At 75.4% G+C, this 15,678-nt stretch carries 1 protein-coding gene (only partly in view); it reads left to right on the top strand.

Features of this window, described 5'->3' with window-relative positions; genetic code table 11:
* A protein-coding gene (locus GVV04_RS03515) for an SDR family NAD(P)-dependent oxidoreductase (RefSeq protein ID WP_161684322.1) crosses the window boundary here: on the top strand, window positions 1-15,678 show its 3' portion. It extends 4,149 nt beyond the left edge of the window; the window shows 15,678 of its 19,827 coding nt (coding positions 4,150-19,827); its start codon lies beyond the left edge, outside the window; it ends in the stop codon at window positions 15,676-15,678.

Raw genomic sequence — 15,678 nt, 5'->3', positions numbered from 1 at the left:
CACCTGGTCGTGGAGGAGCACGTTCCGGCCCCACCGGGGGACCGGCCGGTGGGACCGTGGCTGTTCCCGCTGTCGGCGCGGACGCCGGAGGGCCTGCGCGCGCTGGCCGGGCGGGTGGCGGACGCCGTCGAGCGGGACCTGCCGTACCACCTCGCGGACGTGGCCTTCACCCTCCAGACCGGACGCGAGGAGTGGGCGGACCGGATGGTCGTCCTGGCGTCCTCGACCGCGCAACTCGCGGCCCGGCTGCGGGACGGCGGCGCGGCGGGGGTCTGGACGGGCAGCGTGCGCGGCCGCGCGTCGTCCCGGGCGGCAGCACCGACGAGCGCCGAGCCGGCAGACGTCGCAGCCGCCTGGGTCGCCGGGGCCACCGTGGCGTGGCCGGGCGGCTCCGGGCGGCGGGTGCCGTTGCCGGGCTACCCGTTCGAGGAACTGCGCTGCTGGCTCACGGACCCGATCTGGTCCCCGCCCTCGGCGCGGACCGCGCATCCGCTGCTGGACGACATCGACCCGGTCGACAGCCTCGACGGACTGACCTACCGCACCACCTTCACCCCGGCGCACCCGCTGATCGACGGCCATCGCATCGGGGACACCCGGCTGCTCCCCGCCGCCGCCGTCCTCGCGATGGCGCAGGGCGCGGCCGCCGAGGCCGGGTTCGCGGTGCCGGTGCGCGTGCGCAACGTGCGGTGGCTCCGGCCGTTCGTGGTGGCCGACGCCGAGCGGTCGACCCGGCTACGGCTGCGCCGCGTGAACGGCGGCACCGGCACCGGCACGGGCATCGGCGGCGGCATCGGCACCGGCGCCGGCGGCGAGTTGGCGTTCGACCTGCGGGACGACACCGGTGCCCTGCTGGCCGAGGGGCACCTCGACAACCGGATCGACCCTGCGCCGGAGGTCGTCGCGGTCGAGAAGATCCAGGCCCGCCTGCCCCGCCGGCACGACGGCGCGGACCTCTACGCCGAGCTGGCCGCCGCCGGGTTGACGTACGGGCCGGCCCTGCGGGTCGTCGAGTGGGTCGCCGCGGGCGAGGGGGAGGCGCTGGCGCGCCTGCGGGTTCCCGCACAGGCCGCCCGGTTCGCCGGTGGCGCGGTGCATCCCGCGGTGGTCGACGGCGCGCTGCACTCGTTCGCGGCGCTCCGGGACCGGGCCGCCGGCCCCGCCATGGTGCCGTTCGCGCTCACCGCCGCCGAGGTCCTGGCGCCGTTGACCGATCTCGGATACGCGCACGTCCGGGCCGTTGGCGCCGACCGCTACGACCTGACCCTGACCGACGCGGCGGGACGCGTCTGCGTACGGCTGCGCGACCTTTCCCTGCGCCCCGCCCCGACCGGGTCGGACCGGGCCGGACCGGCGGTGCCGCCGCCTGCCGCGCCACCGGCGTCGGCGGACGACCTGATGTACGTTCCGCGCTGGTCGCCGCTGCCCGCCCCGGCCGTGCGGGACGCCCCGCCGGCCCGGACCGACGGCGACGCCTGGCTGGTACGCGGCCCCGGGTCGGAGGCGCTCGCCGCAGCGGTCGGCGCACGCCTGGGCGGGGCCGTCACCGAGGTGGACCCGGACCGGATCGACACCCTGACCGGCCGTCCCCGGCACGTCGTCGTGCTCGCCTGCGCCGCGGGATGGCGCACCGACGACCCCGAAGCGCTGGAGTCGGCACAGCAGTGGGGCGTCCTGGCCCTGTTCCGGCTGGCCAAGCGCCTCCAGCGGCTCGGTGCGCCGGTACGGCTGACCGTGGTCACCGAGGACGCGCTGACCACCGGAGCCGAGCCGGTCGGCAACCCGTTCGCGGCGAGCCTGCACGGCCTGGCGCTCTCGCTGGCCCAGGAGCACCCCCGGTGGCGGGTGACCGTCGTCGACCGCGCCTCCGCCGACGAGGTGTCCGCGGACGTGCTGGACGCTCCCGCCGGCGGGCCGTACGCGCTGCGGGACGGCAGGTTGCACGGCCGTCGCCTGGTGCCGGTCACGGCCACCCGCCCGCAGGAGCGGGTCCGCGCCGGCGGCGTGTACGTGCTCCTCGGCGGTGCGGGGGGCATCGGCCTCGAACTGACCGAGTGGCTCGTGCGCCGGTACCGGGCGAAGGTCGTGCTGGTCGGCCGGAGCGAGCTCGACCTCGCGCGGCGGGACCGGCTGCGGCGCATCGACCCGGGCGGTGACCTGGTCAGCTACCGGCGGGCCGACGCGACGGATCCGGCGGCCCTGCGCGCGGTGGTGGCCTGGACGCGGGAGACCCACGGGGCGCTGCACGGGGTCGTGCACGCCACCATCGTCCTGCGCGACCAGACCGTGGCCACCATGACCGAGGAGACGTTCCGCTCGGTCCTCGACGCGAAGACCCGTACGTCGGTGGCGTTGCACGCGGCCCTCGTCGACGCGACCGGCGTGGACTTCGTGCTGTTCTTCTCCTCCGCGGTGGCGCTCTCCGGCAGCGCCGGGCAGGCCAACTATGCGGCCGGGTCGACGTTCGAGGACGCCTTCGCCCACCACCTCGACGGTGTGCTTGCCCCCCGGGTATCCGTGATCAACTGGGGCTACTGGGGGACCGTGGGGATCGTCGCCGACCAGCACTACCGCCGTCGCCTGGCCAGCACCGGAATCCGGTCGATCGCCCCGGACGAGGGGATGGCGGCGGTGCACGCCGTGCTGGGCCGCGAGGACCGGCAGGTCGTGGCGGTCAAGGCCGACCCGGCCGCGCTCAAGGCCGCCGGCGTGGACCTGCCGGCCGGTGGCGTAGAGCCTTCGGCCGGCGGGGGCGTCCCGGTCGGCGTGGACGTCCAGGGCGCCGTGGACGTCCCGGTCGGCGTGGACGTCCCAGCGGGCGAGGGTGGCGTACCGGCGGACGACGAGACGCTCGTGCCGTCGCTGGGGGCGCTCCCGCCCGTCGCGCGGCTGCTCACCGAGGCCGACCACGCCCGCCTCGACGAGATCATGCTCGGCTGGCTGTGGACGCTGTTCCGGCGGGAGGGCGTCTTCCTGGCCGACCACGAGCGGTGGACGTCGACCGGGCTCGCCGAGCACCTCGGCGTCGTGGAACCGCAGCGTCGGCTCTTCGCCGAGCTGCTGCGGGTCCTCACCGTGGGGGGCCTCCTGCGTACGGGCGACGGGCACCTCGTCCCCACCGCGCGTCAGGTCACCGGTGATCCGGAGAACGACCTGGTCGCGCTCTGCGCGCGGACGCCGGCACTGAACCGCTTCGACCTGCTGCTGCGGCCGTGCGCGCACCAGCTCTTCGGCGTGTTGCGGGGCAGGGTCCGGGCGACCGACGTGATGTTCCCCGGCGGGTCGACCGCGCTGGTCGAGGGCGCGTACCGGGGAAGCCCGGTCGTCGACCGGGCCAACGAACTCGTGGTGGCGGCCGTCATCGACCGGCTGACCCACCACCGTGGCCCCGTCACCGTCGTCGAGGTGGGCGCGGGCACCGGTGGCACGACGGCGAGCCTGCTGCCCGCGCTGGCCGCCTCGGGCGCGGACGTGAGCTACGTCTACACCGACATCTCCCGCGCTTTCCTCCAACACGGCCGGGAACGGTTCGCCGGCGACTACCCGTTCGTGCGCTACCAGCGGCTCGACATCTCGGGTGACCCGGCCGCCCAGGGGTTCGCCCCCGGCAGCGCCGACCTGGTGGTGGCGGCGAACGTCCTGCACGCCACCGCCGACCTGCTCGGCACGCTGCGCGCGGTGTCGGGGCTGCTCAGGCCCGGCGGGCGGCTGGTGCTGAACGAGGCCAGCAGCAACGTCCTCACCGCCACGCTGACCTTCGGCCTGCTCGACGGCTGGTGGCTGCACCGGGACGCCGAACTGCGGCTGCCCGGCTCCCCGCTGCTCTCCGGACCCGGTTGGCGTCGGGCGCTCGCCCTCGCCGGCTTCGCCCGCAGCCGCGCCGTGCCGGCCGACGAGGGGCTGACCCAGCACGTGGTGGTCGCGGAGACGACACCGACCGCCGTGCCGCCCTCCCCGGCGCCGCCGTCGATGTCGTCTCCGCGCACCGCCGGGCCGCCGGTCGAGCCGCGCACCGCCGAGCCGCGCACCGCCGAGCCGCGCACCGCCGAGCCGCGCACCGCCGAGCCGCGCACCGCCGAGCCGCACACCGACGGGCAGCCGCCCATGTGCATCGGGCCGGCGGGCGACGGTGCCACCGACGCTTTGACCGAGGCCGCCATCGGGTACGTGAAGGACGCGTTCGAGCAGGTCCTCCAGGTGCCCCGGGATCGGCTCTGGCTGGACGAGACGTACGAGAACTTCGGCGTCGACTCCCTGACGGTGCCGCGCATCGCCGACCTGCTCTCCGAGCGCATGGGCGAACTGCCCGCGACGCTGCTGTTCGAATACCCCACGATCCGCGAGGTCGCCGACCACCTCGTCGAACGCCACACCGAGGCGGTACGCCGCCTCGTCCCGGCCGCCCCGGTACACGCCCCGGTCACCCCGGTCGCCCCGAACGCCCCGGACACCCCGGACATCCCGAACACCCTGCACGCCCCGGACATCCCGAACGCCCCGGTCGCGCCGGCGGTCGAGGCGACCGGGCGGCCCAGCGTGGCGCGTCCCGCCCCGGACCGCCGGATCGCGGTCGTCGGCATGGCGGGCCGGTACCCCCTCGCCGACGACCTGGACGGGTTCTGGGCCAACCTGCGCAGCGGCCGGGACTGCGTACGAGAGGTGCCGCCCGACCGCTGGGACCACCGGGCGGTGAGCGAGGTGGACGGGCAGCCGATCAGCCGGTGGGGCGGCTTCCTCGACGGCATCGACGAGTTCGACCCCCGCTTCTTCCAGATGTCGTTGCGGGAGGCGGAACTGACCGACCCGCAGGAACGGCTCTTCCTCCAGACCTCCTGGCACGCGCTGGAGGACGCGGGGTACCCGCGGGCGCGACTGCGCGGCAGCCGCGTCGGCGTGTACGTGGGCGTCATGTACGGGCACTACCAGTTGTTCGAGAACCAGTCGGGCCTGGCGGGCGGCATGGGGTACGCCTCGATAGCGAACCGGGTCTCGTACTTCTTCGACCTCCGGGGGCCGAGCCTGGCGATCGACACCATGTGCTCGTCGTCGCTGACCGCGATCCACCTCGCCTGCGAGGCGTTGGCGGCCGGCGGCGTGGACTACGCGCTCGCCGGCGGGGTCAACCTCACCCCGCACCCGCGTAAGTACCGGCAGCTCGCGGCCGGCGGCTTCACCGGCGCGACCGGGCGGTGCCGCAGCTTCGCGGCGGGCGGCGACGGCATGGCACCCGGCGAGGGCGTCGGGGCGGTCCTGCTCAAGCCGCTGGCGGCGGCCGAGCGGGACGGCGACCGGATCCTCGGGGTGATCCTCGGCGGCGCGGTCAACCACGGCGGCAAGACGGGCGGGTTCGCCGTGCCGAGCCCGGGTGCCCAGGGCGAGGTCATCGCGGAGGCGCTCCGGGTGGCGGGCGTGGACCCGGCGAGCCTGTCGTACGTGGAGGCCCACGGCACCGGCACCGCACTGGGCGACCCGGCGGAGGTGGCGGGGTTGGTCCGCGCGTTCGGCGACCGCCCGGCCGGATCCGTGGCCATCGGCTCGGTGAAGTCGACCGTCGGGCACCTGGAGTCGGCCGCGGGTGTCGCCGCGCTCACGAAGGTCCTGTTGCAGATGCGTGCCCGGGAGCTGGCGCCGTCGCTGCACGCGGAGACCCTCAACCCGGCCGTCGACTGGCCCGGGGTGCCGTTCCGGGTCCAACGGGAACTCGCGCCGTGGACCGGTGTCGAGCCGCTACGGGCGGGGATCAGCGCCTTCGGCGCCGGCGGTGCCAACGCACACCTCGTGGTCGAGGAGTACCGGCACGCGCCGGACTCTGCCCGCGTCACCGGGCCGGCCGTCTTCCCGTTCTCCGCCCGGGACGCGGACGCCCTGCGGCGGGTCGTGGAGCGGATGCTGGCGTGGCTGCGGGCCGGTGACCGCGAGGTCGACCCGACCGGCGTCGCCGCCCTGGCGGGGGTGCCCGTCGCCGCCGTGGACGAGCCGCTGGACGAGCTGGGACTGGACCCGGCGACGATCGTGCGGCTGATCGGCCGGGGCGAAGCGGTACGGCCGGGTGCCGTGCACGGCGGGACGACCCTGCGTGAGCTGGCCGCCCTGCTGCCCGATCCCGGCCCCGATCCCGGCCCCGCCCCCGGCGTCGACCTGGGGAGTGTGGCGTACACCCTGCAGGCCGGGCGGGAGCCCATGGCGCACCGCTTCGCCGTCGTCGCGCGGTCGGCCGGTGAACTCGTCGAAGGGCTCGCCGGCTTCCTCGCCGGCAGCCCTGGCGGGCACGTCGGGGTCGCCACCGTGGAACCGGGTGCGCCGACGGTGCCGTCGCCGGCCGATCCGCACGACGTGGCGCGGCGCTGGGTGGCAGGCGAGGCGTTCGACTGGACGGCCGCGCACCGCGGCCCGGTGCGGCCGTTGTCGCTTCCGGGGTACCCGTTCGCCCGTACCCGCTGCTGGATCGACGCCGGGGCCCCGGCCTCTGCCGGGGCGTCGCGGGCCGCCGTCGACGGGACGCCGCCCGTGGCCACCGGCGGGGCGTCGCGGGCCGGCGGGCCGGTGGTGTTGGCGACCGTCCTGCGGCTGATGAGCACCGTCAGCGGCTACCCGGTGGCCGAACTCGACCCGGCCGGGTCCTTCCACGACCACGGTCTGGACTCGCTGAGCCTGATCCGGCTCGCCGACGAGGTGTCGACCGCGTTCGGCGTGCCGGTGGGACCGGACCAACTGCTTGCCACCCCCACCGCGACCGCCCTCGCCGCCTGGTTGGAACGCGAGCACCCGGACGCCGTCCCCACGCCCGGATCCAGCCGGGACGAGTCGGCCGGACCCGCCCGGGACGAGATGGTGGGGGACGACCCGGTCGTGATCGTCGGGATGGCCGGTGTGCTTCCCGAATCGGCCGACCTGGACGCCTTCTGGGCCAACCTGGAACGCGGCGGCGACCTGTTCAGCGAGGTGCCGGCCGACCGGTGGGACGCGCGCGCGCACCACGGCGACCCGGCGCGGCATCCCGACCGGACCCGGGTGACCCGGGCCGGATTCATGCCCGGCATCGACCGGTTCGATCCGCTCTTCTTCGGTATCTCGCCACGGGAGGCCCGCTGGATGGACCCCCGTCAACGACTGCTGCTCCAGACGGTGTGGACGGCGCTGGAGGACGCGGGCATCGACCCGGCGGCCCTCGCCGGCACCGACACCGGGCTCTTCGTCGGCGTCGGCTCGTCGGAGTACGCCGAACTCATCCAACGCTCCGGCACCGCCACCGACGCATACTCGTCGACCGGGCTCACCCCGTCGATGCTCGCCAACCGGGTCTCGTACCACCTCGACCTGCGTGGACCCAGCGAACCGGTGGACACGGCGTGCTCCAGCTCGCTGGTCGCCCTGCACCGGGCGGCGGAGGCGCTGCGGCTGGGGCACTGCGGCACGGTCATCGCGGGCGGCGTCAGCCTCATGCTGTCGCCGGTGACGTTCGCGTCCCTGGAACGCGCCGGAATGCTCAGCCTGGACAGCGTCGGCAGGGCGTTCGACCGGGACGCAGCGGGCTACGTACGGGGGGAGGGCGTCGGCGTCGTCGTGCTCAAGCGACTCAGCCGGGCGCTCGCCGACGGCAACCCGATCGTCGCCGTGCTGCGCGGCACCGCGGTCAACCACGGCGGGCGGTCCAACTCGCTGACGGCGCCCAACCCGCGCGCCCAGGCGGAGGTGATCCTGCGGGCGCACCGGCAGGCCGGTGTCGACCCGGCGACGATCGGATATGTCGAGACACACGGCACCGGCACGGTGATCGGAGACCCCGCCGAGACCAACGGACTGCGTCAGGCCTTCGCCGAGCTCTACCGCGAGTGGGGTCACGAGCCGCCAGCCGCCCCGCACTGCGCCCTGGGCGCACTGAAGAACACCATCGGACACCTGGAACCGGCGGCGGGGATCGCCGCGGTGCTCCGGGTGCTTCTGCAGCTGCGCCACGGCCGGATCACCGGAGACCCGCACGGCCCGGAGTTGAGCCCCCGGCTGGCCCTGGAGGGCACCGCGTTCGAGGTCGCGGTGGACGCCCGCGCCTGGCCACCGCCCGCGCCCGGCGTGCCACGCCGCGCCGGGGTCAGCTCGTTCGGGTACGGCGGGGTCAACGCCCACGCCGTAATCGAGGAGCACCGGTCCGGCGAGCCGTCGCCGACGGACGCACCGGTGGTGTTCACCCTCTCCGCCCGGGACAGCGCCCGGTTGCGCGCCTACGCGCAGTCGTTCGTGGACACCCGGGACGCCTGGGGGCACGACGTCGCGGGGACGGCGTACACCCTCCAGGTCGGCCGGGGGGACCACGCCGAACGCCTGGCGTTCGTCACGTACTCCGGGGAGCACGCCGTGGCCACGCTGCGACGATTCCTCGTCGGTGACACCACCGGCAGCCACGTCGGTCACGTCGACCGGCACGTCGACCGGACGCCGTTCGACGGTCACGGCGACGACCAGACCGCCGCGGCGTGGGTCCGGGGCGCGACGGTCGACTGGCCCTCCCGGTGGACGCGGCCACCGAACCGGCGTTCGCTCCCGACGTACCCGTTCGCGGCCGAACGGCACTGGTTCACCGACGGCGTGACCGGCGCGGGCGGGACCGGCCAGGACGGCGGGACCGACAGGACCGGTGCCGGCGGTGGGACGGGTGGGACGGGCGGGACGGGCGGTACGGGCACGGACGGGTCGGCGCCGGTCAGCCTCTTCGCGCCCGAGTGGGTGCGTCAGCCCGTACCGGCCGCCGTGCCGCGCGCGGACCGGGTGCTGGTCTTCGGCGAGCTGCCGGTGCCCGGCGCGGTGCGGGTGCGCGCCGGCGCGGAGTACGCCGACGAGGGCGACGTGGTCACCATCCGCCCCGGGGTGGCCGATGACTACGTCCGGCTGCTCGCCGTGCCGGCGGACCGGATCGTGCACCAGTGGCCGCTGCTCGCCCCCGACCGTGCCGACCTCGGCGTCGAGTCGATGTTCCTGCTAACGCGGGCCCTGATGGCGTCCCGTGCCCCGGCTCGGATCCAGGTCCTCGTGCCGGACGGTGCGATGGCGCAGGCGTGGGGCGGGTTCGACGCCTCGTTGCGCGCCGCGCTGCCCGGCGTGGCGTTCAGCGTCGTACACGTCGTCGGCCGGGTCGAGCCCGCCGCGCTGCTCGCCGAGGTGGCGGTGGGACGGCTCGACGGGGCGGCCGTCCGACTGTCGACCACGGACCGGTCCGTACGCGTGCTGTCGGAGATCCCCCCGCACCCGGTCGCGCCGTCGCCGCTGCGCCCGGACGGCGTCTACCTCGTGACCGGCGGTGCCGGCGCCCTCGGGCTGCTGCTCACCCGGGCGCTGCTGGCGCGGGGTGCCCGGGTCGCCTGCACCGGTCGGTCGCCCGCCGCCCGGCACGCGCGGGAGCTGGCGGAGCTGCGCGCGCTCGGCGACGTCGAGTACTTCCAGGCCCCGGTGGACGACGTGACCGCCATGGCCGGGGTCGTGGCGGCCGTCCGCGACTCGTGGGGGGACCTGACCGGTGTCTTCCACCTCGCAGGGACCGCGTCCCGGACGCCGTTGCCGCGCAAGGAGGTCGCGGAGCTGCGGGCCCACCTGCGGGCGCGGATCGCGGGCACCGGCGTCCTCGACGAGGTCACCCGGGACGCGCCGCTGGACCTCTTCGTCCTCTACTCGTCGCTGGCCGGGCAGCTCGGCGACTACGGCCTCGTGGACTACGCGGTCGGTGCCCGCTACCTGGACGGGTTCGCCGTCGAGCGGGAGGCACTGCGGCTGGCGGGCCGCCGCCGGGGACGTACGGTCTCGGTGGACTGGCCCATGTGGCGGGCCGGCGGCATGCACGTGGACGCCGAGGACGAGCGCCGCTACCTGGCGGGGACCGGCTTCCGTTACCTGGAGGCCGACGAGGGCGAACGGCTCCTCGATCTCGTGCTGCGGCTGGACCGCCCCCAGGTGGCCGTCCTGCCGGGCGATCCGGACCGGATGCGTGAACTGGTCTCGGCGACGCGGATCCGGGAGAGCGCGTCGCCGGCCGCCCCGGTGCTGCCGCCGTCCCCGGCGCCGGTCCGGGCGGTGCCCGTCGCGGCACCGGCCGTCCCGGGGGAGCTGGCCACCGAACTCACCGCGATCATCGCGGAGATCCTCGGCATGACGGCGGCGGCGCTCGACCCCGAGGCCGGCTTCGGCGAGTACGGCCTGGATTCCTTCGGCCTCCAGTCGCTCTCCGCCGCGTTGGCCGAACGCTACGACGTGACGGTGCCGACGACGACCCTGTTCGGCGCGAACACGATCACGAAGCTCGCCCGACACCTGGCCGAGGAGCACCCGGCCCTGCTGGATCGGCGGGCCGTCCCGGCCGGTGGCGCACCCGCCGCCACCGGCACCGGACCGGGCACCGACGACCCCCGCACCGGTCCCGCCCGCGCCACGCCCGTCCGCACCGGTCCCACCCGCACCGGTCCCACCCGCACCGGTCCCACCCGCACCGCGAGCGCCGCCGCCGGGAACGCCCGGACCGGGGACGCCGACGGGGACGACGCCGTCGCGATCATCGGGATGGCCGGGCGGTTCCCGGGCTCGGCGGACCTCGCCGAGTTCTGGCGCAACCTGGCCGAGGGGCGGGACCTCATCACCGAGACACCCGCTGACCGGTGGGACTGGCGGGAGGTGTCCCGACGCTTCGGGGGGACCGCCAGGTGGGGCGGCTTCCTGACGGACGTCGACCGGTTCGACCCGCTGTTTTTCAAGATCTCTCCCGCCGAGGCCGAGGTCATCGATCCGCAGCACCGACTGTTCCTCGAACAGACGTGGGCGGCGTTGGAGGACGCCGGCTGCCGGCCGGACCGGCTGGCCGGTCGCCGGGTGAGCGTCTTCGCGGGCGTGCAGTTCACCGACTACGAGGCGCTGGTCCTGCGTGGCGAGCACGTGAACGCACACGCCGGCACCGGCCTGGCGCGGACGATGCTGGCCAACCGCATCTCGTACCTGCTGGACCTGCGGGGCCCGAGCGAGAGCATCGACACCGCCTGCTCCAGCTCCCTGGTGGCGGTGCACCGGGCCGTCCGTGCCCTGCGTACCGGGGAGAGTGAGCTGGCCGTCGCCGGCGGGGTGAGTCTCGTGCTCTCCCCGCAGACGGTGGTCGCGGGGAACCAGCTCGGTGTCCTCTCGCCCGACGGCCGCTGCAAGGCGCTCGACGCGCGTGCGGACGGGTACGTCAAGGGTGAGGGTGTCGGCGTCCTCGTGCTGAAGCCCCTGGCGTCGGCCCTCGCCGACGGTGACCGGGTGCACGCGGTGATCCGCGGCAGCGCGGTCAACCACGGCGGGCACGCGGCCTCGCTGACCGCACCGAACCCGTTGGCCCAGGCCGACCTGCTCGTCGACGCCTACCGCGACGCCTCGGTGCCGGTCGAGACCGTCTCCTACGTGGAGCTGCACGGCACCGGCACCTCTCTCGGTGACCCGGTCGAGATCGACGGCCTGATCCGGGCGCACCGCGCGCTCGCCGCCGGGCCGGCGGTCACCTGCGGCATCGGGACGGTGAAGAGCAACATCGGACACCTCGAACCCGCGGCGGGCGTCGCAGGGCTCATCAAGGTCGTGCTCGCGATGCGCCACCGGGCGTTGCCGCCGACGCTGCACCTGCGGCAGGTCAACCCGCTGATCGATCTCGTCGGTACGCCGTTCGAACCGGTACGGGAGACGACCCGGTGGGCACCCACGGCCACCGACGGTACGCCGCTGCCGCTGCGCGCCAGCGTCAGCTCGTTCGGGTTCGGCGGCGTCAACGCGCACGTCGTCCTGGAGGAGCCGCCGCCGTCGCCGCCGTCGCCGGCCGCAACGCCGTCGTCGGCCGCGATCGGCCACTCGCCCGGTCCCGAGGTGTTCGTGCTCTCCGCCCGGGACTCCGACGCGCTGCGCCGGTACGCCGCCGCGATGGTGGCCTTCCTGGCGGACGCACCGCCGTCCCTGCCTTCGGTGGCCCACACCTCACAGGTGGGACGGGTGCCGATGGCGGTGCGGCTCGCCCTGGTCGCCGGGTCCACCGACCACCTGCGTGACCAGCTGACCGCCTTCCTCGCCGACGATCGGCCGTGCGGTGCCGCCAACGGCGATCACGGGTGGCTCTCCGAGCCGGAGGGCCTCAGCTACCTGAACCGCATGGCGCGGGAGGGGCGGCTCGACCGGATCGCCCGGCTGTGGCAGGACGGCGCGGACATCGACTGGACGGCGCTGCGCGCGGACCGGCCGCCGTTGACGTCCATGCCGACCTACCCGTTCGCCCGCGAACGGCACTGGCTCACGACCGGCGTCGCGCCGGAACACGGGCGGCGGCCTTCGCGGCCGGAGACGCGCCTGCTGGTGAAGGCGTGGGAACCCGCGCCGCTGCCCCCGGGAGACCTGCCGGCGGGGGTCATGGTCCTGGTCAGCGCGGAGACGGAACCCGTCGCCCGGGCGGCGTTCGGCCCCGGCGTCACGGTCGTCCGGCTGGACGACACGGATGAGGCGACCGGCCTGCGGATCGCGGCGTCGGCCGGGCCGGTCCCGGTCGTGGTCGACCTGGTCGACGTGTCGGCCGAGCCGACCGGGGCGGTGACGGTCGACTGGGCCCGGATCGCGTTGGCCCGCGAGCTGGTCGCCGCGAACCGGAGGCGTGGCTTCGCCTACCTGCATCTGACCCGCGGCCTCACCACGTTCCGCGCCGAGCGGCCCAGCCTGCGCGGCGCCGCGTTCGCGGGCCTCGTCCGGATGCTGACCGCCGAGTACCGGACCGTGTTCGCGCGCACCCTCGACGTCGACACCCTCGACCCGGCCGCGCTGCGGACCGCCGTCGCCGCGGAACTCGCTGCGACCGACCCGGTGACCGAGGTGTGCCTGCGCGACGGCGTGCGGCACACGCCGGTGCTGCGCGTGGGTGACGCGACCGCGACGGCGGCCGGGTGGTCGGCCGACCTGGCCGGGCAGGTGGTGGTGATCACCGGCGGCACGGGCGCCCTGGGCCGGCTGGTGGCAGCCGAACTCGTCGAACGCGGCGCGGACCGGCTGGTGCTGCTGGGGCGGTCCGCGCTGCCCGACCGGGAGAACTGGTCCGCGCTGGTCGACGATCCCGACACCGAGCCGTCGCTGGCGGCGCGACTTCGTGACCTCGCGGCGCTCGACCGCCCGGGGGTGCGGGTGCTCGTGGAGAGCGCGCCGCTGGCGGAGATCGGTGGGGTGCTCGATCGCGTACGGCGCGAGTGGGGCCCGATCGCCGGCATCGTCCACTGCGCCGGCCTCGGCGTGATGAGCGACCCGGCCTTCATCGGCAAGCGCGCGGAGGACATGCGCCGCGTCCTGATGCCGAAGACCTCGGGGCTCCAGGCCGTCCTGGACGCGTGCGCGGACGACCCGCTGCGGTTCGTCGTGCTGTACTCGTCCATCGCCGCGCAGGTGCCCGCGTTGGCGGTGGGCATGAGCGACTACGCGCTGGCCAACTCCGTGCTGGACCGGGTCGCCGAGTACCGGTCCGCCACCGGTGGGACCGGGCCGGTCGTGCGGTCGGTGCAGTGGCCGAGCTGGCGGTCGGCCGGCATGCCCGAGGTCGACACGGCCGCGTACCGGGACCTCGGCCTGCGGACGCTGGACCCGGCGACCGGCCTGGTCCTGCTCGACCAGGCCATGGCCGCTGCGGACCCGGTGGTGCTGCCCTGCGCCGTTGACATCGACCGCTTCGACGCCCGTGCGCTGCTGACGGTGCCGGTACCCGGCCGGCCGGGTGCGGCGCCGACGCCGACGCGGACCTCCCGGCCCGGTGACCTCCCGGCCCGCCCGGTCGCGCCCGACGGCCCCCCGGCCCGCCCGGCCGCACCCGGTTCCGCCCTCGCCCGGCGGGTGGGCGAGGTCGTCGCCGAGACGCTCAGGCTGGACGTCACGCAGGTCGGGCCGGACGCGGACTTCGCCGATCTCGGCATGGACTCCATCATGATCGCCCAGCTTCTCGCCGCGTTCGAGCGGAGGTTCGGGGTGCTCGCCGAGGCGTCGGTGGTCCTGGAGCACCCGACCGTGACGCTGCTCGCGGCCGCGTTGCGGGAACAGTTCCCGTCCCTCGACGACCCGGACGGGCAGACCGACCCGGACGGGCAGACCGACCCGGACGGGCAGACCGACCCGGAGCCCGGCACCCGCCCGGGGTCCGGGATCGGCCTCGGGTCCGGCACCGGCCCGACCGTCCCGGACGAGCCTGCGCCCGTCGTGACGTCCGCGCCGGTCGTGATGGCGGCCCGGCCGGCCCACCGCCGCGACGGTGTCGCCGTGGTGGGCATCGCCGCCCACTTCCCCGGCGCACCCGATCACCAGTCGTTCTGGCGAAACCTGGCGGACGGGCGTGACTCGGTGACCGAGGTGCCGCCGTCGCGTTGGGACCCGAACCGGTTCTGGCGGCCCGTCCAGGAACCCGGCACCACCGTCAGCAAGTGGGGCGGCTTCCTCGACGGCATCGAGGACTTCGACCCGGAGTTCTTCCGGCTCGACCCGGCCGGGGCCGCGCACCTCGACCCACTCGTGCGGCAGTTCCTCGAAGCCGGCGCGGAGTGCCTGGCCGATGCCGGGCTCACGCCGCCCGACGTCGCCGGTCGGCGCGTGGGCGTGTACGCGGGCGGCCGGGCGGCGAACTTCGGCGCGCATCACGGTACGGCGGGGCCGCACTCGATCAGCGGGATGGCGCAGAACTTCATCGCCGCGCAGTTGTCGCACTTCCTCGACCTGCGCGGGCCCGCCGTCGTGGTCGACACGGCCTGCTCGTCGGCGCTCGTCGCGGTGCACCTGGCCGCCGCGGGCCTGCGGGCGGGGGAGTCGGATCTGGCCTTCGCCGGGGGCGTGGAGATCCTCCTCGACGAGGTGCCGTTCGTCGGCATGAGCCAGGCGGGTGCGCTGTCGCCGACCGGGCGGTGCCACACGTTCGACGAGCGGGCCGACGGCATCGTCCTCGGCGAGGGCGTCGGTGTCCTGCTGCTCAAGCGGCTGGGCGACGCGGTCCGCGACGGCGACCGGGTGTACGCGGTGATCGAGGGAAGCGCCGTCAACAACGACGGTCGCACCATGGGCATCACCACCCCCAACCCGCGCGCGCAGCGGGAGGTCATCGAGGCGGCACTGGCCGACGCCGGTGTCTCCCCGGCCCAGCTCGGCTACGTGGAGGCGCACGGCACCGGCACCATGATCGGTGACCCGATGGAGCTGAAGGCGCTCACGGAGGTGTTCCGGGGAGCCACCGACGAGATCGGTTTCTGCGGCGTCGGCAGCGTGAAGACGAACATCGGGCACACCCTCAGCGCGGCCGGCATCGCCGGGCTGATCAAGGTGGTGCTCTCGGTCCACCACGGGCAGCTGCCGCCGACACTGCACTGCGCGACGCTCAACCGGCGCTTCCGGTTCGACGAGTCGCCGCTGTTCCCGGTCCGGCAGTCGCGACCGTGGGCCGGCCGCGACGGGGTGCGCCGGGGGGCGGTCAGCTCATTCGGGTTCGGCGGCACCAACGCGCACCTGGTGGTCCGCCAGGCACCGGACGGCTACCTGTCCTCGCGCCCCGTCCTTGAGCCGCCCCGCTACCGCCGGCGGCGCTTCTGGTTCGACCCGCCGGCGCGTCCGCCCGTACACGGCAACGGCCATCGGGAACCACCGGTGCCGCCCGTGCCGTTCTTCGAGCTCCAGTTCTAG

This window comes from Micromonospora rubida (assembly GCF_009908295.1).
GTDB lineage: Bacteria > Actinomycetota > Actinomycetes > Mycobacteriales > Micromonosporaceae > Micromonospora > Micromonospora rubida.
This window is presented reverse-complemented; position numbering and strand designations above follow the sequence as displayed.